We start from the raw sequence: 20,018 nt of genomic DNA on the forward strand, positions 1-20,018 counted from the left end.
CCCGGTACAATCCGGGCCTTGTTGTCTCTATGTAACTGGACAGGATCACTATGCCGGCTTCATTCGTTCATCTACGCCTGCACACTGAATACTCCCTGGTCGACGGGCTGGTGCGGATCAAGCCACTGGTCAAGGCGCTGACCGGCATGAACATGCCGGCCGTGGCGGTCACCGATCAGAACAACATGTGCTCCCTGGTCAAATTCTATAAAAACACCATGGGCGCGGGCATCAAGCCGATCTGCGGCGCCGACCTCTGGCTGTCGAACAAGGATCCGGACGCGCCACTGAGCCGAATCAGTCTGTTGGTGATGAACGCCAAGGGTTATCGCAACCTCACCGAGTTGATCTCGCGCGGCTTCATCGACGGCCAGCGCAACGGCATGATTATCATCGAGCGCCAGTGGGTCGCCGAAGCCAACGAAGGCCTGATCATGCTGTCCGCCGCCAAAGAAGGCGAGATCGGCATGGCGCTGATCGGTGGCAACCCGGCTGAAGCCGAAGCCCTGGCGCGCGAATGGATGAGCGTGTTCCCGGATCGCTTCTATCTGGAAATCCAGCGCACCAACCGTCCCAACGATGAAGAGCAACTGCATGGCGCCGTGGCCCTGGCTGACAAGCTTGGCGCGCCGCTGGTGGCCACCAACGATGTGCGCTTCATCAAGCAGGAAGACTTCGCTGCCCACGAAACCCGCGTATGCATCGGTGAGGGCCGCGCCCTCGATGATCCACGGCGTTCGAAGAATTACAGCGACCAGCAATACCTCAAAAGTGCCGAGGAAATGGCTGAGCTGTTCAGCGACATTCCCGACGCCATCGAAAACACCGTCGAGATTGCCAAGCGCTGCAACATCGACGTGAAACTGGGCACGCACTTCCTGCCCAACTTCCCGATTCCCGATGGCATGACCATCGACGAGTATTTCCGCAAAGTGTCCTTCGACGGTCTGGAGGAGCGACTCGCGGTTCTGCTGCCAAAAGACACCACCGAAGATTACGAGGCCAAGCGTCAGGTCTATGTCGACCGGTTGAATTTCGAGCTGGATATCATCATCCAGATGGGCTTCCCGGGTTACTTCCTGATCGTGATGGACTTTATCCAGTGGGCCAAGAGCAACGGCGTACCAGTAGGTCCTGGCCGTGGATCGGGTGCCGGCTCGCTGGTGGCTTACGTACAGAAAATCACTGACCTTGACCCGCTGGAATATGACCTGCTGTTCGAACGTTTCCTTAACCCGGAACGGGTATCGATGCCCGACTTCGACGTCGACTTCTGCATGGACGGTCGTGACCGGGTGATCGACTACGTGGCCGAGAAATACGGCCGCAACGCGGTAAGCCAGATCATCACTTTCGGTTCCATGGCGGCGAAGGCTGTGGTGCGAGATGTGGCGCGGGTGCAGGGCAAGTCCTACGGCCTGGCGGATCGCCTGTCGAAGATGATTCCGTTCGAAGTCGGCATGACCCTGGAAAAAGCCTACGAGCAGGAAGAAATCCTCCGTGACTTCATCAAGGTCGATGAAGAGGCTGCGGAAATCTGGGAGATGGCGCGCAAGCTTGAAGGCGTTGTGCGTAACGTCGGCAAGCACGCCGGTGGTGTGGTGATCGCGCCGACCAAGCTGACTGATTTCTCGCCGATCTACTGCGACGAGGCCGGTGACGGTCTGGTAACCCAGTTCGACAAGGACGACGTTGAAGCGGCCGGTCTGGTGAAGTTCGACTTCCTCGGTCTGCGCACCCTGACGGTTATCGACTGGGCGCTGAAGACCATCAACCGTGACCGCGCCAAGGTCGACGAGCCGCCGCTGGATATCGCGTTTATCCCGCTGGATGACAAGCCGACGTACACGCTGCTGCAAAAAGCTGAAACCACGGCGGTCTTCCAGCTTGAATCCCGCGGCATGAAAGAGCTGATCAAAAAACTCAAGCCCGACTGTCTGGAAGACTTGATCGCACTGGTGGCCCTGTTCCGTCCGGGCCCGCTGCAGTCCGGCATGGTTGACGACTTTATCAACCGTAAGCACGGTCGCGCCGAACTGGCGTATCCGCACTCCGACTACCAATACGAAGGCCTCAAGCCGGTATTGGCGCCGACGTACGGCATCATCCTGTATCAGGAACAGGTGATGCAGATTGCTCAGGTCATGGCCGGTTACACTCTCGGCGGTGCGGACATGCTGCGTCGGGCAATGGGTAAGAAAAAGCCCGAAGAGATGGCCAAGCAGCGCGGCGGCTTCATTGAAGGTTGCAAGACCAACAATATCGACGCTGACCTCGCCGGTAACATTTTCGACCTGGTGGAAAAATTCGCCGGTTATGGCTTCAACAAGTCTCACTCTGCCGCTTATGGTCTGGTGTCGTACCAGACGGCCTGGTTGAAAACTCACTACCCGGCGCCATTCATGGCCGCGGTACTGTCGGCGGACATGCACAACACCGACAAGGTCGTGACCTTGATCGAAGAAATTCGCACCATGAAGCTGCGTCTCGACGCGCCGGATGTGAATACTTCGGAATTCAAGTTCACGGTGAACGACGACGGCCGCATTGTTTACGGCCTCGGCGCGATCAAAGGTGTCGGCGAAGGTCCGGTGGAAGCGATCACCGAGGCGCGTCAGGAAGGCCCGTTCAAGGATCTGTTCGATTTCTGCGCCCGTGTCGACCTCAAGCGCATTAATAAGCGCACCCTCGACGGTCTGATCCGCAGCGGCGCACTGGATCGTCTTGGGCCGTATTTCCACGACGAACAAAAGGCTTATCAGGCCAACATCGACCGCAACCGCGCCGTGCTGCTGGCGGCGATGGAAGAGGCGATCAAGGCTGCCGAGCAAACCGCTCGCACCCACGACAGTGGTCACGCCGACCTGTTTGGCGGGCTGTTTGTCGAGGAAGATGCTGACGTTTATGCGACTCATCGCAAGGCCAAGGAATTGACTCTCAAGGAGCGCCTCAAGGGTGAAAAAGACACCTTGGGCCTGTACCTGACCGGTCACCCGATTGACGAATACGAAGGCGAGATCCGCCGTTTTGCCCGTCAGCGCATCATCGATCTGAAACCGGCCCGCGATACGCAGACCGTGGCCGGGATGATCATTGCCCTGCGAGTGATGAAGAACAAAAAGGGCGACAAGATGGGCTTCATCACCCTCGACGACCGCTCCGGACGGATCGAGGCGTCGCTGTTTGCCGAAGCGTTCCATTCCGCGCAGTCGTTGTTGCAGACCGACGCGATGGTGGTTGTTGAAGGTGAGGTCAGCAACGATGACTTCTCCGGCGGCCTGCGCCTGCGGGTCAAGCGGGTGATGAGCATGGAAGATGCGCGTACCAACCTCGCCGAGAGCCTGCGTCTGAAACTGCAGACCCAGGATCTGAAAGGCGATCAGCTACGCTGGTTGGGTGATTTGCTCAAGCGTCACCGCGGGGCGTGCCCGATCACCATGGAGTACACCAGTCCTGATGCGAAGACCTTGCTGCAGTTCGGCGAGACCTGGCGGATCGACCCGGCGGATGCGTTGATTCAAGCCCTGCGTGACCAGTTCGGGCGAGACAACGTCTTCCTCCAATACCGTTGACCGGCAGGGTGCTATCAAGCGCCTTGCCCGCGACCTGAATTTTTAATCTCGACCTTAGCGCGCCTTTTCCTTAAGGTAGGGCGCGAATAGACAACCGGCCGGCCCAAGCTCATTTGGGACACGACCCAAGACGGACGCCTATGAACCCGAATTTTCTAGATTTCGAACAGCCGATCGCCGACCTGCAAGCCAAGATCGAAGAGTTGCGCTTGGTCGGTAATGACAATTCGCTGAATATCGGCGATGAGATCTCCCGCCTGCAGGACAAGAGCAAAACGCTGACCGAAGACATCTTCGGCAAGCTGACCAGCTGGCAGATCGCACGCCTGGCGCGTCACCCGAAACGCCCGTACACCCTCGATTACATCGAGCACATCTTCACCGAGTTCGACGAACTGCACGGCGACCGTCACTTCTCCGACGACGCTGCGATCGTTGGCGGCATCGCCCGTCTGGACGATCAACCGGTGATGATCATCGGTCACCAGAAGGGCCGTGAAGTGCGCGAGAAGGTACGCCGCAACTTTGGTATGCCGCGTCCGGAAGGCTACCGCAAGGCCTGTCGCCTGATGGAAATGGCCGAGCGTTTCAAAATGCCTATCCTGACCTTCATCGACACCCCGGGCGCCTACCCTGGCATTGACGCTGAAGAGCGCAACCAGAGCGAAGCGATTGCCTGGAACCTGCGGGTCATGTCGCGCCTGAAGACCCCGATCATCGCCACTGTTATCGGTGAAGGTGGTTCCGGCGGTGCTTTGGCGATCGGTGTCTGTGATCAGCTGAACATGCTGCAATACTCGACCTATGCGGTGATCTCGCCGGAAGGTTGCGCGTCGATTCTGTGGAAAACCGCCGAAAAAGCGCCGGATGCCGCTGAAGCGATGGGCATCACCGCCGAGCGTCTGAAGGGCCTGGGCATTGTCGACAAGGTGATTGGCGAGCCTCTGGGCGGCGCGCACCGTGATCCGGCAAGCGCTGCGGCTTCGATCCGTGCCGAGCTTAGCTCGCAACTGGCGATGCTGAAGAAGTTCGACAACGAAGCGCTGTTGAAGCGCCGTTATGATCGACTGATGAGCTACGGTCTCTAAGTCGACTGCGCAATACCCATGTGGGAGCGAGCCGGCTCGCGAAGAGGGGGTAACATTCAACCAATGTGTTGGCTGTTACACCGCTATCGCGAGCAGGCTCGCTCCCACATTTGATTTGGGCAAAGAGAAAGATATGGATCGATCATCGATTGATTTGCCTGCAAGGCTTCTGCTGAGTCTTGAGCCTTGGCGCAATGCCGCTCATTGGCGCATCGCTTTCTCCGGTGGTCTCGACTCCACCGTCCTGCTGCATCTGCTCGCTCATCTCGCTAAATCCGAATCCCTTCCGGCGCTAAGCGCCATCCATATCCATCACGGCCTTCAGGCTGCGGCCGATGCGTGGCCGGCGCATTGCCAGTCTGTCTGCGATGCGCTGGGGGTTCCGTTACGAGTGGAGCGGGTGACGGTGCAACCGGGGGCGAGTCTGGAACGGGCGGCGCGGGATGCGCGGTATGCGGTGTTCAGTTCGGTGACGCAGTCTGATGACGTCTTGCTGACCGGTCAGCACCGTGATGATCAAGCCGAAACCCTGCTTTTCCGTCTGATGCGCGGTGCGGGAATGCGCGGTCTTTCGGGGATGCCACAACAGCGTCCGCTGGGGCAGGGGGCTTTGGTTCGGCCGTTGCTCGATGTTACCCGCGCGGAGCTGGAAGCCTACGCACAAACTCATCAATTGCACTGGATTGAAGATCCGTCGAATCAGGACCGGCAGTTTTCGCGTAATTATCTGCGCCATCAGGTCATGCCGGCGCTGACCGGACGCTGGCCGCAAGCGCAGGCCAGCATGGCCCGCAGCGCCGCGCATCTGCGCGAGGCGCAAGGCTTGCTTAACGAGTTGGCGCAGGTGGATCTGGCCCAGGCCCTCACCCGTCATGAATTCGAATGGCTGGGATTGCGCTCACTTGAGTTGGCGCCGCTGGCCGCGCTGTCTGCCGCTCGTCAGCGAAATGCCTTGAGTCACTGGCTCGAACCGCTGACACGGTTGCCCGACACTGACCATTGGTCGGGTTGGTCGGATCTGTGCGACGCCGCCCACGATGCGACACCGGTCTGGCGTCTGGCCGATGGCGAGTTGCACCGCAGCGTCGGTCGTCTGTGGTGGTTGAGCGGCAAGTGGCTGCGAGCACCGATGATCGGCAGCGACTGGCATGACCTGTCGTCACCGCTACGCTTGCCCGATAACGGACGTGTCATGTTCAGCGGTCAGACTCCCGTCGGGCCGTTGCAGATCCGCTATCGTCAGGGCGGCGAAGTGATGCATCTCGCGGATCGCGGCCGTCGCGATCTTAAGCGGCTGCTCAATGAACGCGCGGTGCCGGGCTTCGTGCGTGGCAGATTGCCGCTGCTGTTTCGGGGCGAAGAATTGCTCGCGGTGGCGAACCTGCCGGGTCTTGATGGCAATGGGCAGGACGGCTGGCAATTGCATTGGCAGCCAACAGACGAAGATCAAGGTTTGAGATGAAAGGGGCATTCCGGTAGACTACGCTCCCTTCTTGATACAACTTCTGTGGATTCGCCTGAATTGCAGGAGTTGCCGATTACCAAGCAGTCTTTGCTGGGCGATTCCAAAAAATGTGTAGCGAGCAACGTACCGGTGTTTCATCTGCCGGTCTGTCCCAACGCGGCGGTTTTTTTGAAAGGTGCACTGTGATTAATGCAGGTGATCGGGGGCTTCGGCCTTCCTTCGCTTTCCCCGGCGGCTCGTACCGCTTTAACGCAGACTTCTAGGGTTTTTCATGACGCGCTACATATTCGTCACGGGCGGTGTTGTTTCTTCATTGGGGAAAGGCATTGCCTCGGCTTCATTGGCGGCCATCCTGGAGGCGCGGGGGCTTAAGGTCACCATGCTTAAGCTGGATCCGTACATCAACGTCGACCCGGGCACCATGAGCCCGTTCCAGCACGGTGAAGTGTTCGTCACCCACGACGGCGCCGAGACCGACCTGGACCTGGGCCACTACGAGCGGTTCATCCGCACGACCATGACCCAGAACAACAACTTCACCACCGGCCGTGTCTACGAGCACGTGCTGCGCAAAGAGCGCCGTGGTGACTACCTGGGTGCAACCATCCAGGTGATTCCGCACATCACCGACGAAATCAAGCGCCGCATCATCAAGGGTGCCGGTGACGCTGACGTGGCGATGGTCGAAATCGGTGGCACCGTGGGTGACATCGAGTCGCAACCGTTCCTCGAAGCCATCCGCCAGTTGCGTTTCGAAGTCGGCGCCAAGCGCGCGATGCTGATGCACTTGACCCTGGTTCCGTACATCGCCACTGCTGGCGAAACCAAGACCAAGCCTACCCAGCACTCCGTCAAGGAACTGCGTTCGATCGGCCTGCAGCCAGACGTACTGGTGTGCCGCTCCGATCACCCGATCGACATTTCGTCTCGTCGCAAGATCGCGCAATTCACCAACGTTGAAGAACGTGCGGTGATCGCGCTGGAAGACGCCGACACCATCTACAAGATCCCGGGCATCCTGCACTCCCAGGGCCTGGATGATTTCGTTGTCGAGCGTTTTGGCCTGCAATGCGGCAGCGCTGACCTGTCCGAGTGGGAAGCGGTGGTAGATGCCAAGCTGAACCCGGAACACGAAGTCACCATCGCCATGGTCGGCAAGTACATGGAACTGCTGGACGCCTACAAATCGCTGATTGAAGCGATGAGTCACGCCGGCATCAGCAACCGTACCAAGGTCAACCTGCGCTACATCGATTCCGAAGACATCGAAAACCAGGGCACTGCGCTGCTGGAAGGTGTTGACGCGATTCTGGTACCGGGTGGCTTCGGTCTGCGTGGTGTGGAAGGCAAGATCACTGCCGTTCAGTACGCTCGCGAAAACAAGGTTCCTTACCTCGGCATCTGCCTCGGCATGCAAGTGGCGGTCATCGAGTTCGCCCGTAACGTGATGGGCTGGAAAGACGCCAACTCCACCGAGTTCGATCGCGCCAGCGGTCACCCGGTCGTTGGTCTGATCACCGAGTGGGAAGACGCCACCGGCGCCGTTGAAGTGCGTACCGAATCGTCTGACCTGGGCGGCACCATGCGCCTTGGCGCTCAGGACTGCCTGCTCGAAGCCGGTTCCAAAGTGCACGATTGCTACGGCAGGGACGTGATTGTCGAGCGTCACCGTCACCGTTACGAAGTGAACAACAACCTGCTGCCGCAAATCATCGAAGCCGGCCTGAAAATCTCCGGTCGTTCCGCCGATGCTGCGCTGGTTGAAGTGGTCGAAGCACCGGATCATCCATGGTTCGTCGCTTGCCAGTTCCACCCTGAGTTCACCTCGACACCACGTGATGGCCATCCGCTGTTCAGCGGTTTTGTCAAAGCAGCGTTGGCTCAACACCAGAAGAAGGCGTAACCCCGATGGCACAGAAGATCATCCGCGTCGGCGACATCGAGATTGCCAACGACAAACCCATGGTGCTGTTCGGCGGCATGAACGTGCTGGAAAGCCGTGACATGGCCATGCAGGTTTGCGAAGAGTACGTGAAGGTCACCGAAAAACTCGGCATCCCTTACGTGTTCAAGGCCAGTTTCGACAAGGCCAACCGTTCTTCTGTCGCCTCTTATCGCGGTCCTGGCCTGGAAGAGGGCATGCGCATCTTCCAGGACATCAAACAAGCCTTCGGCGTGCCGATCATCACCGACGTCCACGAGCCTGACCAGGCCGCGGTCGTCGCGGAGGTCTGCGACATCATTCAACTGCCGGCCTTCCTGTCGCGCCAGACCGATCTGGTCGTCGCGATGGCCAAGACCAACGCTGTCATCAACATCAAGAAAGCCCAGTTTCTCGCGCCTCAGGAAATGAAGCACATCCTGAACAAGTGCGTGGAAGCGGGTAACGATCAATTGATTCTCTGCGAGCGTGGTTCGAGTTTCGGCTACAACAACCTCGTGGTCGACATGCTCGGCTTCGGCATCATGAAGCAGTTCGAGTACCCGGTATTCTTCGACGTGACCCACTCGCTGCAAATGCCTGGCGGTCGTTCCGACTCCGCCGGCGGTCGCCGTGCGCAGGTTCTGGATCTGGCCAAGGCTGGCATGAGCCAAGGCCTGGCAGGTCTGTTCCTCGAAGCTCACCCGGATCCGGACAACGCCAAATGCGACGGCCCTTGCGCCTTGCGTCTGGACAAACTGGAGCCATTCCTGGCCCAGCTCAAAGCCTTGGACGAACTGGTGAAGAGTTTTCCGACGGTAGAAACCGCGTAAACCTCAATTCTCCGGTAAAGTACCGCACGATTTGTCGCTCATGCCCTCGGGCATGAGCGTTATCGTCTGCAAGCTGCCCGCCGTACACCCCTTGCCGACGGTAAAAAGATTTCCTCTAGCTGCGTCGTTTTCGTCAACTTTGGAGTGTTTACAACAATGGCAAAAATCGTCGACATCAAAGGTCGTGAAGTTCTCGACTCCCGTGGCAATCCCACCGTGGAAGCGGACGTGCTTCTCGACAACGGCATCATCGGCAGCGCTTGCGCGCCGTCCGGTGCATCCACTGGCTCGCGTGAAGCGCTCGAGCTGCGTGATGGCGACAAGAGCCGTTACCTGGGCAAGGGCGTGCTCAAAGCGGTAGCCAACATCAACGGTCCGATCCGCGATTTGCTGCTGGGCACCGACCCAAGCGACCAGAAAGCGCTGGATCACGCGATGATCAAACTCGACGGTACTGAAAACAAAGCGACCCTGGGCGCCAACGCCATCCTCGCCGTGTCCCTGGCTGCGGCCAAGGCTGCTGCACAGGATCAGGATCTGCCGCTGTACGCACACATCGCTAACCTGAACGGCACACCGGGTGTTTACTCGATGCCGGTGCCGATGATGAACATCATCAACGGTGGCGAGCACGCCGATAACAACGTCGACATCCAGGAATTCATGGTTCAGCCGGTTGGCGCCAAGTCTTTCTCGGAAGGTCTGCGCATGGGCACCGAGATTTTCCATCACCTCAAAGCTGTGCTGAAGGCCCGTGGCCTGAGCACTGCCGTTGGCGACGAAGGCGGTTTCGCACCGAACCTGGCGTCCAACGAAGACGCTTTGAAAGTGATCTCCGAAGCCGTGGCCAACGCCGGTTACAAACTGGGCACCGACGTGACCCTGGCACTGGACTGCGCGGCCAGCGAATTCTACGAAGACGGCAAGTACAACCTGTCCGGCGAAGGCCAGGTGTTCACCGCTGAAGGTTTCGCTGACTACCTCAAAGGCCTGACCGAGCGTTACCCGATCATCTCCATCGAAGACGGTCTGGACGAGTCCGATTGGGCTGGCTGGAAGATCCTCACCGACAAGATCGGCGAGAAGGTTCAACTGGTAGGCGACGACCTGTTCGTGACCAACACCAAGATCCTGAAAGAAGGCATCGATAAAAAGATCGCCAACTCGATCCTGATCAAGTTCAACCAGATCGGCACCCTGACCGAAACCCTGGAAGCCATCCAGATGGCCAAGGCTGCCGGTTACACCGCCGTGATCTCGCACCGCTCCGGCGAAACCGAAGATTCGACCATTGCCGACCTGGCTGTGGGCACCTCGGCTGGCCAGATCAAGACCGGTTCGCTGTGCCGTTCCGACCGCGTTTCCAAGTACAACCAACTGCTGCGTATCGAAGAGCAGTTGAATGGCAAGGCCAAGTACAACGGTCGCTCCGAGTTCCGCGGCTAAGTTGTAAATGGTAAAAAGACACCGGATTGTGTCGGAAAAGTCGTGACAGCGATGGATTTGCCACTAATCTGATGCCTTAACAGCACAAGCCTGGATCTTCCAGGCTTCGTGCTATCAGACGTTTCAAAGTTTTGGCGTGGCTGTCTTTTTTCACTGGATACCTGATATTCGATGCGCAGTCCTTACTGGTTGTTTCTCGTTTTGCTCTTGCTGCTGGCCGGTCTGCAGTACCGCCTGTGGGTGGGCAATGGCAGTCTGGCGCAAGTCGCCGAGCTGAATCAGCAGATTGCTGAGCAACATGCCGAGAACGAAGGTTTGCTGGAGCGCAACCGGGTGATGGACGCAGAAGTCAGCGAGCTGAAGAAAGGCATGGAGACCGTTGAAGAGCGGGCTCGTCATGAGCTGGGCATGGTCAAGGACGGCGAAACCCTTTACCAGTTGGCCCAATGATCGATTCCCTGCCGGCCTTCTGGGCCGTGATTCCTGCCGCGGGCGTCGGTGCCCGTATGGCCGCGGACCGTCCCAAGCAATACTTGCAACTGGGCGGGCGCACAATTCTCGAACACAGCCTCGGCTGTTTTCTTGATCACCCGAGCCTCAAGGGCTTGGTGGTCAGTCTTGCTGTTGATGATCCTTATTGGCCGAACCTCGCCTGCGTCAACGATCCGCGTATTCAGCGGGTTGAGGGCGGTGCCGAGCGCTCCGGTTCGGTGCTCAATGCCTTGCTGCATCTGCATGCCCAAGGTGCCGATGATGAGGATTGGGTGCTGGTGCACGATGCGGCACGGCCCAACCTGAGTCGCGATGATCTCGACAAGTTACTCGCTGAACTGGCGAGTGATCCGGTGGGTGGTTTGCTCGCAGTGCCTGCGCGCGACACGCTGAAGCGGGTCGACAAAAACGGTCGTGTGGTCGAGACCGTCGATCGCAGTGTGATCTGGCAGGCCTATACGCCGCAGATGTTCCGCCTTGGCGCGTTGCATCGGGCGTTGGCGGACAGCCTGGTGGCGGATGCCGTGATCACCGATGAAGCCTCGGCGATGGAATGGGCGGGCCTGGCGCCGCGTCTGATCGAGGGGCGCGCGGATAACCTCAAGGTGACCCGTCCTGAAGATCTGGAATGGTTGCGGCAGCGTTGGACTAACCGCCGCTAGAAGATCAAAACCTTTAAATTCGATACTCCGGCCGCTCGGCCAATCCTTCCTTGAGAAAATCCACCAACTTGCGCACCTTCGGCGACAAATGTCGCTGCTGCGGATACAGCGCCCACACCGCCGTGTTCGGCGGCTGATGCGCCTCCAGCAACGAAATCAACGCGCCACTGTGCAGATGCTCCAGCACGTAATAATCCGGCAACTGACACAATCCAACCCCTTGTAGCGCGGCATCCAGCACCGCTTGCCCACTGTTGCAGCGCCAGTTTCCCTGTACCCGCTGGGAAAATTCCCGGCCGTTTTGCTCAAGCTGCCAGATGTCCGAACTGCCGATCAGGCAATTGTGTCGGGTCAATTCGGACAAGCTGTGTGGGCGTCCATACCGTTCGACGTAGGACGGTGATGCGCACAAATACATGCGCCTTGGCGCCAGCCGTGTGGCGACCAAGCGCGAGTCCTGTAGTCGACCCAGTCGAATCGCCAGATCCAGCCCTTCATGCACCAGATCGAGCTGGCGGTTACTCAATTCAATATCGATGCGCAGTTGTGGGTACAGCCCCATGAATCGCGTCACCAGCGGCACGATAAAACGTTCGCCATAGGCCACCGCGCAAGTCATGCGCAGCATGCCCTTCGGTTCGCTGGTCAAATCACCGACCGCGCGCAAGGCTTCTTCGCGACCGTCCTGCAATCGTTGACAGTGCTGGAGAAAGGTTTGCCCGGCTTCGGTCAGCGTCACGCGACGTGTGCTGCGATAGAGCAGGCGTGTCTGCAAGCGCTCTTCCAGTCGTACGATTTGTCGACTGATGTGCGAGGAAGAAACCCCAAGACGTTCGGCAGCGGCGGTGAACTGGCTGCATTCGGCGACGGCGACGAACTCGTCGATGCCTTCCCAGCGGTTTTCGGACATCGGGATTATCCCTGTGTGGCAATAATGTTTTGCTTTTGGCCTGATTATTCATCGTAAAGCCATGTATTACACTCCTTGTCTGGTTTTTTTATTCAATGGATTCACTGGAGAGTCAGCATGATCAAGTCGCGCGCCGCCGTTGCCTTCGAGGCCAAGAAGCCGCTGGAAATCGTAGAAGTCGATGTCGCCATGCCCAAGGCTGGTGAAGTGTTGCTGCGCGTGGTGGCTTCCGGCGTTTGCCACACCGACGCTTACACCCTGTCCGGCGCTGACCCGGAAGGCATCTTCCCGTCGATCCTCGGCCACGAAGGTGGCGCAATCGTTGAAGCCATCGGCGAAGGCGTGACGTCGGTTGCCGTCGGCGATCACGTGATTCCGCTATACACCCCGGAATGCGGCCAGTGCAAATTCTGTAAGTCGGGCAAGACCAACCTGTGTCAGGCGATTCGTGCGACTCAGGGCAAAGGCCTGATGCCGGATGGCACTTCGCGCTTTTCCTACAAGGGCGAAACGATTTTCCACTACATGGGTACTTCGACGTTCTCGGAATACACCGTGTTGCCGGAAATCTCCGTGGCCAAGATCTCTAAAGATGCGCCACTGGAAAAGGTCTGCCTGCTCGGTTGCGGTGTCACCACCGGTATCGGCGCAGTGCTCAACACTGCCAAAGTCAAACCGGGTGACACCGTGGCGATCTTCGGTTTGGGTGGCATCGGCCTGTCTGCAGTGATCGGCGCGGTGAAAGCCAAGGCTGCACGCATCATCGCTATCGATATCAACCCGGCCAAATTCGAAATCGCCAAGCAGCTCGGCGCCACCGACTGCGTGAACCCGAAAGACTTCGATCGTCCGATCCAGGAAGTGATCGTCGACATGACTGATGGCGGCGTCGACTTCTCCTTCGAATGCATCGGCAACGTGCAACTGATGCGCGCAGCCCTTGAGTGCTGCCATAAAGGCTGGGGCGAGTCGGTAATCATCGGTGTTGCCAGCGCGGGTCAGGAAATTTCTACCCGTCCATTCCAGTTGGTCACCGGTCGCGTCTGGCGCGGTTCGGCGTTCGGTGGCGTGCGCGGCCGTACCGAGTTGCCAAGCTATGTCGACATGGCGCAAAGCGGCGAAATCCCGCTGGATACTTTCATCACCCACACCATGGGCCTGGAAGATATCAACAAGGCGTTCGACCTGATGCACGAAGGCAAGAGCATTCGCACCGTCATTCATTTCTGATCAATCGTGGTGACATGGCAACAAGTCGTGAAGGCTTGTTGCTGTGGCCGCGTAGGAGTCTTTACATGAGTCTGGAAAACATCTCCTGTCAGAAAAGTTTCGGTGGTTGGCACAAGCGCTATCGCCACCGATCCGACGTGCTCGGTTGCGACATGGTATTTGCCGTGTACCTGCCGCCGCAGGCGGAGCAGGGCGGCAAGCTGCCGGTGTTGTATTGGCTGTCGGGTCTGACCTGCACCGATGAGAACTTCATGCAGAAGGCTGGCGCCATGCGCATGGCCTCCGAGCTGGGCTTGATCATCGTGGCGCCGGACACCAGTCCGCGCGGCCCTGATGTCCCGGGCGATCCGGATGGCGCGTGGGATTTCGGTCTCGGTGCCGGTTTTTATCTGAATGCCACGCAGGAACCCTGGTCGCGGCACTATCGGATGCATGACTATGTCGTGCAGGAATTGCCTTCACTGGTTGAAGCGCATTTCCCGGCGTCCGATAAGCGCAGCATCAGCGGGCACTCTATGGGCGGTCACGGAGCGCTGGTTTGTGCATTGCGCAATCCGGGGCGTTACCAATCGGTGTCGGCGTTTTCGCCGATCAACAATCCAATGGATTGCCCGTGGGGGCAGAAGGCGTTCTCCCGTTACCTGGGCGAAGACCGTTCGAAGTGGAAAGAATGGGATGCCTGCGCGCTGATCGCCGAGGCCGATGAAAAGCTGCCGCTGCTGGTTGACCAAGGTGATCGCGACGACTTCCTCGCCACCCAACTCAAACCGGAAGCCCTGCAACAAGCAGCAAAACAAGCGGGCCATCCGCTGACCTTGCGCTCTCAACCGGGCTACGACCACAGCTATTTCTTCATCTCAAGCTTTATAGACGACCACTTGCAGCATCACGCACGCGCTCTGCGCGGTTAATGCAGGTAGAATCACGCCCTGACAAAAATCGGGGCGTTTTTTCTTATGCGTATTGGCCACGGCTATGATGTGCACCGTTTCGCTGAAGGCGATTTCATTACTCTGGGCGGCGTGCAAATCGCACACAGCTTCGGGCTGCTCGCTCATTCCGACGGTGACGTCCTGCTGCACGCCTTGAGCGATGCCTTGCTCGGCGCCGCTGCGCTGGGTGATATCGGCAAACACTTTCCGGACACCGATCCGCAGTTCAAGGGCGCCGACAGCCGTGCGTTGTTGCGCCATGTGGTCGGGCTGATCCACGCCAAAGGCTGGAAAGTCGGCAACGTCGATAACACCATCGTCGCGCAGGCACCCAAATTGGCCCCGCATATCGAATCGATGCGCGCGCTGATCGCTGCGGATCTTCAAGTTGAGTTGGATCAAGTGAACGTGAAAGCTACTACTACCGAGAAGCTTGGCTTTGTCGGTCGCGAAGAAGGCATTGCCGTGCACTCCGTTGCCTTGTTGCTGCGCGCATGAATGAACTGCAATTGCTCGGCCCGCGGGCCTATGGCGAACCCCTCGGCACCGCAGTACTGAAAGCCATCGCTGAAGATTTCCAGGTCGATGAAGTCCTCGATATTCCGTTTAGCGGTGACGGCGAACACCTATGGATCTGGGTCGAAAAACGCGGCCTCAATACTGAAGAGGCTGCACGGCGCATCGCCAAGGCTGCCGGTGTGCCTCTGCGCACGGTCAGTTATGCCGGGCTGAAGGATCGTCAGGCGCTGACCCGTCAGTGGTTCAGCGTGCAGCTGCCGGGCAAGGCTGATCCGGATCTGTCGGCAGCGGAAAACGATACGCTGAAGATTCTCAAAACCACCCGCCACAAGCGCAAGCTGCAACGCGGCGCGCATTCGGCCAATGGTTTTACCCTGCGCCTGACCCAATTCGCCGGCGATAAAGCGGCTATTGAAGAGCGTCTGCAACTGATCGCCAAGCAAGGCATTCCCAATTATTTCGGCGCTCAGCGTTTCGGCCATGACGGCGGCAACGTCGTCGATGCGCGTGCGTGGGCGGCGCGCAAGGCGTTGCCTGAGCAACGCAATGTGCGCTCGCGACTGCTGTCGACGGCACGCAGTTTTCTGTTCAATCAGGTGCTGGCGGCGCGGGTCGCCGATGGCACCTGGCAGCGCGCGCTGGTTGGCGATCTGCTGGCATTCACCGACAGCCGCAGCTTTTTTCCAGCCGGTGAAGCTGAATGCAGCGATCCGCGTCTGGCGATTCTCGACCTGCATCCCACCGGCCCGCAGTGGGGCGAAGGTGACTCCCCGGCCGCTGGCGCTGTCCATGATCTGGAGCAGGGGATTGCCGCCCGTGAAGCGGATCTGCGAGATTGGTTGATTCACGCCGGCATGAGCCACGAACGTCGCATCCTGCGGCTGCCCATTGGCGGGTTGACGTGGCATTATCCCCAGCCTGACATTCTGCAACTGGAATTCGTCCTCCCGGCCGGATGCTTCGCCACCGTATTGGTGCGCGAACTCGTTGATCTGGTGCCGGTGGGGCAGACGGACAGCCCATGCGTATTCTGATTTCTAACGACGATGGGGTAACCGCACCCGGTCTCGCCGCGCTTTATGCTGCGCTGGCGGATTACACCGAGTGCGTAGTTATCGCCCCGGAGCAGGACAAAAGCGGCGCCAGCAGTTCGCTGACGCTCGACCGTCCGTTGCACCCGCAATATCTGGCCAACGGCTTTATCAGCCTCAATGGCACACCGACCGACTGCGTGCATCTGGGCCTTAATGGTCTGCTGGAACGTGAGCCGGATATGGTGGTTTCCGGTATCAACCTCGGCGCCAATCTTGGCGATGATGTGTTGTATTCCGGGACAGTGGCGGCCGCCCTTGAAGGGCGATTCCTCGAACGTCCGTCGTTTGCCTTTTCGCTGGTCTCACGTCAGGTGGATAATCTTCCTACGGCGGCCTACTTTGCGCGCAAACTGGTCGAGGCCCATGCCGGGCTCGATCTGCCGCCGCGCACGGTGCTCAACGTGAACATTCCCAATCTGCCCATCGACCATATTCGCGGTATTCAGCTGACCCGACTTGGCCATCGTGCCCGGGCGGCGGCGCCGATGAAAGTCGTCGATCCACGCGGCAAAGCCGGTTATTGGATTGCTGCCGCTGGCGATGCTGAAGATGGCGGACCGGGCACGGACTTTCATGCCGTGATGCAAGGCTATGTTTCCATCACCCCTTTGCAGCTCGATCGCACCTTCAACGATGCCTTCAGAAGTCTCGACGGCTGGCTGGAGGGACTGCGCTGATGGCTCGTGAACACGAAGACAGAATGCGCAGCGGCATCGGCATGACGTCCCAGCGCACGCGGGAACGTTTGATCCAGCGCCTGTACGAAGAAGGCTTGTCCAACGCCAAGGTGCTGGAAGTGATTCGCCGCACGCCGCGACACCTGTTTGTCGACGAAGCGCTGGCGCACCGCGCTTATGAAGACACGGCGCTGCCCATTGGCCATAACCAGACCATTTCCCAGCCTTATATGGTGGCGCGCATGAGCGAGCTGCTGCTTGAGGCCGGTCCGCTGGACAAGGTACTGGAGATCGGCACCGGTTCGGGTTATCAGACGGCCGTGTTGTCGCAACTGGTGGAGCGGGTGTTCTCGGTTGAGCGCATCAAGGTTCTGCAGGATCGCGCCAAGGAACGTCTGGTCGAGTTGAACTTGCGCAACGTGGTGTTTCGTTGGGGCGACGGTTGGGAAGGCTGGCCGGCCCTGGCGCCTTACAACGGCATTATCGTTACAGCCGTGGCCACCGACGTGCCGCAAGCGTTGCTCGATCAGTTGGCTCCGGGTGGACGTCTGGTGATCCCGGTAGGCTCGGGGGAAGTACAGCAATTGATGCTGATCGTGCGTGAAGAGCACGGTTTCTCACGACACGTTTTGGGCGCTGTTCGCTTCGTGCCTTTGCTCAATGGGCCGTTGGCCTGAGCATTTATGCACAGGCGCTGAATTCCTTTCGTTCGCCTCGGTCTTACTCCGGCGACGATGGTTTAAACGGCGCAGATTGTCAGCTTGCAAACGTGTGCGCGAAGCGATTTCGCTTCATTAAAGGTAAAGCCGATTCGGCCCGTTATACTTGCGACACTTATGCCGAAATCCGGCATTCAAAATTTTTCAGCCACCACAAAGGGAGCGGCGGGTGAGTCTCACAGTCATTGCGCAGCGTATGGGTAACACGAGCTTTCAGCGCCTGGTGACTGGCCTTGTCTTGAGCACCTTGCTGGTGGGTTGCTCCAGCACCAAATCGAGCAATGTCCGGGTAGTCGATCGCAACAATGCAGTCGCGCAGCGTCCTACAGTGACGACCGGGCAATATGTAGTCCGTCCGGGCGATACGATGTTTTCCATCGCTTTTCGCTACGGCTGGGACTACAAAGCCCTCGCAGCCCGGAACAATATTCCTACGCCGTATACGATCCATCCGGGTCAGACAATTCGCTTCGACGGCCGCGCCGGTTCAACGTCCACGGCGGTGGTAAGCAACGCCAGTTCTTCGCCTTCATCATCCAGCAAAACTACGGTAATCCGGCGTCAGGCAAATGGCACAACCACCACTACAACCACCGGTTCTGCGGGCGGTTCTACTGGTGCAGTACCGTCCGTCGCCAACAAGCAAACCCAAGCTCCACTGCCTCCAGCGGGTCCAGCCCCGACCGGCTGGGGATGGCCATCTAATGGCATTCTGATTGGAAAATTCTCTTCAAACGGTAGTTTGAATAAAGGAATTGATATCGCCGGGGATTTGGGACAGCCTGTTTTAGCTGCGTCTGATGGGACGGTGGTATACGCCGGGAGTGGCTTAAGGGGCTACGGCGAATTAGTCATCATCAAACACAGCGAAACCTACGTCAGTGCTTACGGTCACAACCGTCGGCTGTTGGTTCGGGAGGGACAGCAGGTCAAGGTCGGACAGACAATTGCCGAAATGGGGTCAACGGGTACAGACCGGGTGAAACTGCATTTTGAGATTCGCCGACAAGGTAAACCTGTAGATCCGCTGCAGTTCCTGCCAAGACGTTGATTTGTAAGCCAGCCTGTTCCGTCACGTAGAGGGGACAGGCTCCAGCGCTGCCAAGGATAAAGGCGTCGCTTGAGCTTGGGGTCGAACTCACCAAAGGACTATAACAATGGCTCTCAGTAAAGAAGTGCCGGAGTTTGACATCGACGATGAGGTTCTCCTTATGGAGGCCGGCATCGATTCGGATTCGATGTCGAATGATGAAGGGGCTGCTCCACCTTCCGTTCGTTCCAAATCCAAACACTCCGCTTCACTTAAACAACATAAGTACATCGACTACACGCGGGCACTCGATGCCACGCAGTTGTATCTCAACGAAATCGGCTTTTCCCCATTGCTCTCCCCGGAGGAAGAAGTTCATTTTGCGCGCTTGTCGCAAAGTGGCGATCCCGCCGGGCGCAAGCGCATGATTGAAAGTAACCTGCGGCTGGTGGTCAAAATCGCCCGGCGTTACGTCAATCGGGGGTTGTCGCTGCTGGATTTGATCGAAGAGGGCAACCTCGGATTGATCCGCGCGGTGGAAAAGTTCGATCCCGAACGCGGTTTCCGCTTCTCGACCTACGCGACCTGGTGGATTCGTCAGACCATCGAGCGCGCCATCATGAATCAGACCCGGACCATTCGGCTGCCGATTCATGTGGTCAAGGAGCTCAACGTGTACCTGCGGGCTGCACGGGAGCTGACGCAAAAGCTCGACCACGAACCTTCACCCGAAGAAATCGCCAACCTGCTGGAAAAACCAGTGGCCGAGGTCAAGCGCATGCTGGGCCTGAACGAGCGGGTTTCTTCGGTCGACGTCTCGCTGGGTCCGGATTCGGATAAAACCCTGCTGGACACCCTGACGGATGATCGGCCAACCGATCCATGCGAACTGCTGCAGGATGACGACTTGTCGCAGAGCATCGATCAATGGCTGTCGGAGCTGACCGACAAGCAGCGCGAGGTGGTCATACGCCGCTTCGGTCTGCGCGGCCACGAGAGCAGCACACTGGAAGACGTAGGTCTTGAGATTGGCCTGACCCGGGAACGGGTGAGACAGATCCAGGTGGAGGGCCTCAAGCGCCTTCGGGAAATTCTCGAGAAGAATGGCCTGTCGAGCGAGTCGTTGTTCCAGTAAGCGCATCGAACCACCGCCCACAAAAAGCCCCGACTGGTTCGGGGTTTTTTGTTGCCGGACATACGGTCAGCATTTCCATCATTTGTAGTCTCTCTGTGTAAGCTTCGGCTTACTCTTTCGTAAGTGTTCGCAAGATTTGCACGGAGGCAGACGTCTATTCTGATTGCGGTATTTTTCTAACTTATTGATTTATATATTGATTTATTAATTTGAAGTGCTTATGACAGCCCATTCCAGCCTCCAGCGCCAATTGCTCTTGGCAGGGAACTCTTTAGTATCGGGGTTGTGTCGAC

The 20,018-nt window shown here is 58.4% G+C and carries 17 protein-coding genes; 16 read left to right on the forward strand and 1 reads right to left on the reverse strand.

Translation table 11 applies throughout. From position 1 onward, the window contains the following. The first annotated feature begins 50 nt into the window (after positions 1-50). From dnaE to ispD, 8 genes are all read left to right on the forward strand, one after another. Complete coding sequence (gene dnaE / locus ACA043_RS05665) at positions 51-3,572, forward strand: DNA polymerase III subunit alpha (RefSeq protein WP_187679148.1); 3,522 nt, start codon at positions 51-53, stop codon at positions 3,570-3,572. A 140-nt stretch (positions 3,573-3,712) separates the two neighbouring features. Then, positions 3,713-4,660, forward strand: coding sequence for an acetyl-CoA carboxylase carboxyltransferase subunit alpha (locus ACA043_RS05670; protein ID WP_187679147.1), 948 nt, complete (start codon positions 3,713-3,715; stop codon positions 4,658-4,660). 133 nt (positions 4,661-4,793) lie between these two features. Next, positions 4,794-6,122 carry a tRNA lysidine(34) synthetase TilS gene (tilS, locus tag ACA043_RS05675; RefSeq protein ID WP_497658760.1) on the forward strand — a complete coding sequence of 443 codons (1,329 nt, stop codon included), beginning with the start codon at positions 4,794-4,796 and terminating at the stop codon, positions 6,120-6,122. A gap of 274 nt (positions 6,123-6,396) precedes the next feature. Further along, complete coding sequence (gene pyrG, locus ACA043_RS05680) at positions 6,397-8,028, forward strand: CTP synthase (RefSeq protein ID WP_497658761.1); 1,632 nt, start codon at positions 6,397-6,399, stop codon at positions 8,026-8,028. A 5-nt stretch (positions 8,029-8,033) separates the two neighbouring features. Next, positions 8,034-8,879 carry a 3-deoxy-8-phosphooctulonate synthase gene (kdsA, locus tag ACA043_RS05685; protein WP_187679144.1) on the forward strand — a complete coding sequence of 282 codons (846 nt, stop codon included), beginning with the start codon at positions 8,034-8,036 and terminating at the stop codon, positions 8,877-8,879. A 156-nt stretch (positions 8,880-9,035) separates the two neighbouring features. Then, positions 9,036-10,325, forward strand: a complete 1,290-nt coding sequence (gene eno, locus ACA043_RS05690) for a phosphopyruvate hydratase (RefSeq protein WP_042557893.1) — start codon at positions 9,036-9,038, stop codon at positions 10,323-10,325. A gap of 171 nt (positions 10,326-10,496) precedes the next feature. Beyond that, complete coding sequence (ftsB, locus tag ACA043_RS05695; RefSeq protein ID WP_095189352.1) at positions 10,497-10,775, forward strand: cell division protein FtsB; 279 nt, start codon at positions 10,497-10,499, stop codon at positions 10,773-10,775. Continuing rightward, complete coding sequence (gene ispD / locus ACA043_RS05700; protein WP_489880871.1) at positions 10,772-11,479, forward strand: 2-C-methyl-D-erythritol 4-phosphate cytidylyltransferase; 708 nt, start codon at positions 10,772-10,774, stop codon at positions 11,477-11,479. The genes ftsB and ispD overlap by 4 nt, the downstream gene beginning before the upstream one ends. Positions 11,480-11,492: 13 nt before the next feature. Here the strand turns inward: ispD and ACA043_RS05705 are convergent, their stop codons facing one another. Beyond that, complete coding sequence (locus tag ACA043_RS05705; protein ID WP_187679142.1) at positions 11,493-12,389, reverse strand: LysR family transcriptional regulator; 897 nt, start codon at positions 12,387-12,389, stop codon at positions 11,493-11,495. Between the two features lie 117 nt (positions 12,390-12,506). Between ACA043_RS05705 and ACA043_RS05710 the strand changes: the two genes are divergently transcribed. The 8 genes from ACA043_RS05710 to rpoS all read left to right on the forward strand — a co-directional run bounded on the left by ACA043_RS05710 (position 12,507) and on the right by rpoS (position 19,725). Further along, positions 12,507-13,619 carry an S-(hydroxymethyl)glutathione dehydrogenase/class III alcohol dehydrogenase gene (locus tag ACA043_RS05710; protein WP_497658762.1) on the forward strand — a complete coding sequence of 371 codons (1,113 nt, stop codon included), beginning with the start codon at positions 12,507-12,509 and terminating at the stop codon, positions 13,617-13,619. Positions 13,620-13,684: 65 nt separating this feature from the next. Further along, positions 13,685-14,530: an S-formylglutathione hydrolase gene (gene fghA / locus ACA043_RS05715; protein WP_497618198.1), complete on the forward strand. Its 846-nt coding sequence runs from the start codon at positions 13,685-13,687 to the stop codon at positions 14,528-14,530. A 45-nt stretch (positions 14,531-14,575) separates the two neighbouring features. Further along, complete coding sequence (gene ispF, locus ACA043_RS05720; RefSeq protein ID WP_497658763.1) at positions 14,576-15,049, forward strand: 2-C-methyl-D-erythritol 2,4-cyclodiphosphate synthase; 474 nt, start codon at positions 14,576-14,578, stop codon at positions 15,047-15,049. Then, positions 15,046-16,104 (forward strand): tRNA pseudouridine(13) synthase TruD, encoded by a 1,059-nt coding sequence (gene truD, locus ACA043_RS05725; protein WP_187679139.1) that lies wholly within the window; start codon positions 15,046-15,048, stop codon positions 16,102-16,104. Before ispF ends, truD begins: the two co-directional genes overlap by 4 nt. Further along, positions 16,092-16,841 (forward strand): 5'/3'-nucleotidase SurE, encoded by a 750-nt coding sequence (surE, locus tag ACA043_RS05730; RefSeq protein WP_187679138.1) that lies wholly within the window; start codon positions 16,092-16,094, stop codon positions 16,839-16,841. Before truD ends, surE begins: the two co-directional genes overlap by 13 nt. A 41-nt stretch (positions 16,842-16,882) precedes the next feature. Then, positions 16,883-17,518, forward strand: coding sequence for a protein-L-isoaspartate(D-aspartate) O-methyltransferase (locus ACA043_RS05735; protein ID WP_177327338.1), 636 nt, complete (start codon positions 16,883-16,885; stop codon positions 17,516-17,518). Between the two features lie 211 nt (positions 17,519-17,729). Then, a complete protein-coding gene (locus ACA043_RS05740; RefSeq protein ID WP_489880873.1) occupies positions 17,730-18,611 on the forward strand; it encodes a peptidoglycan DD-metalloendopeptidase family protein in 882 nt (293 codons plus the stop codon). Positions 18,612-18,717: 106 nt separating this feature from the next. Beyond that, on the forward strand, positions 18,718-19,725 hold the full coding sequence (rpoS, locus tag ACA043_RS05745; protein WP_489880874.1) for an RNA polymerase sigma factor RpoS: 1,008 nt from the start codon (positions 18,718-18,720) through the stop codon (positions 19,723-19,725). Positions 19,726-20,018: the final 293 nt, after the last annotated feature.

This window comes from Pseudomonas sp. LBUM1648 (assembly GCF_059716145.1).

Excerpts from the sequence above, each read along its gene's own strand:
- dnaE (WP_187679148.1), top strand. The coding sequence starts at position 51 with ATGCCGGCTTCATTCGTTCATCTACGCCTGCACACTGAATACTCCCTG.
- ACA043_RS05735 (WP_177327338.1), top strand. The coding sequence starts at position 16,883 with ATGACGTCCCAGCGCACGCGGGAACGTTTGATCCAGCGCCTGTACGAA.
- fghA (WP_497618198.1), top strand. The coding sequence starts at position 13,685 with ATGAGTCTGGAAAACATCTCCTGTCAGAAAAGTTTCGGTGGTTGGCAC.
- ACA043_RS05710 (WP_497658762.1), top strand. The coding sequence starts at position 12,507 with ATGATCAAGTCGCGCGCCGCCGTTGCCTTCGAGGCCAAGAAGCCGCTG.
- kdsA (WP_187679144.1), top strand. The coding sequence starts at position 8,034 with ATGGCACAGAAGATCATCCGCGTCGGCGACATCGAGATTGCCAACGAC.
- ispD (WP_489880871.1), top strand. The coding sequence starts at position 10,772 with ATGATCGATTCCCTGCCGGCCTTCTGGGCCGTGATTCCTGCCGCGGGC.
- truD (WP_187679139.1), top strand. The coding sequence starts at position 15,046 with ATGAATGAACTGCAATTGCTCGGCCCGCGGGCCTATGGCGAACCCCTC.
- eno (WP_042557893.1), top strand. The coding sequence starts at position 9,036 with ATGGCAAAAATCGTCGACATCAAAGGTCGTGAAGTTCTCGACTCCCGT.
- ispF (WP_497658763.1), top strand. The coding sequence starts at position 14,576 with ATGCGTATTGGCCACGGCTATGATGTGCACCGTTTCGCTGAAGGCGAT.
- tilS (WP_497658760.1), top strand. The coding sequence starts at position 4,794 with ATGGATCGATCATCGATTGATTTGCCTGCAAGGCTTCTGCTGAGTCTT.
- rpoS (WP_489880874.1), top strand. The coding sequence starts at position 18,718 with ATGGCTCTCAGTAAAGAAGTGCCGGAGTTTGACATCGACGATGAGGTT.
- surE (WP_187679138.1), top strand. The coding sequence starts at position 16,092 with ATGCGTATTCTGATTTCTAACGACGATGGGGTAACCGCACCCGGTCTC.
- pyrG (WP_497658761.1), top strand. The coding sequence starts at position 6,397 with ATGACGCGCTACATATTCGTCACGGGCGGTGTTGTTTCTTCATTGGGG.
- ACA043_RS05705 (WP_187679142.1), bottom strand. The coding sequence starts at position 12,389 with ATGTCCGAAAACCGCTGGGAAGGCATCGACGAGTTCGTCGCCGTCGCC.
- ftsB (WP_095189352.1), top strand. The coding sequence starts at position 10,497 with ATGCGCAGTCCTTACTGGTTGTTTCTCGTTTTGCTCTTGCTGCTGGCC.
- ACA043_RS05670 (WP_187679147.1), top strand. The coding sequence starts at position 3,713 with ATGAACCCGAATTTTCTAGATTTCGAACAGCCGATCGCCGACCTGCAA.